The 378-nt window shown below is 66.7% G+C and carries 1 pseudogene; it reads left to right on the top strand.

Going from position 1 to position 378, the window contains the following annotated elements:
- Positions 1–378 (top strand): annotated as a pseudogene (locus tag ACLQ3C_RS21560) (HNH endonuclease); the annotation flags it as partial.

Here is a 378-nt window from a genome sequence, read left to right as displayed (position 1 = left end):
CCGGCGTGTCCGAAACACAATCGGATGGTCGGCGACCGGCTTGGCCAGTACACGACCGGCATCTACCGCGACGGACCTTTGGCGGGCCGGTGTTGGTGGCGGCGTAACGCCGCCCCTGGTGCCCCACCGAACCCGAAACGCGTCAACAAACTGCCCGATGTCGGGCCCGACTTCACTGCCGGGCTCGCGAGGGTGCGTGCCAAAATCCACCGGCAACCAGCAGATCCACCCGATACGGGTACACCGTTGCCGGACAGCAGTACCGGTGGCTACGACGTCGTCGACATCATCACCCCCGACTACGCCGACATCGACGTGACCACTGAACCGTCACGCGTCGAAGCCCGCCTGGCCCGCCTGCTCGCCATCTGCGGACGC

Source organism: Gordonia sp. DT30 (genome assembly GCF_049844915.1).
Classification (GTDB): Bacteria; Actinomycetota; Actinomycetes; order Mycobacteriales; family Mycobacteriaceae; genus Gordonia.
This window is presented reverse-complemented; position numbering and strand designations above follow the sequence as displayed.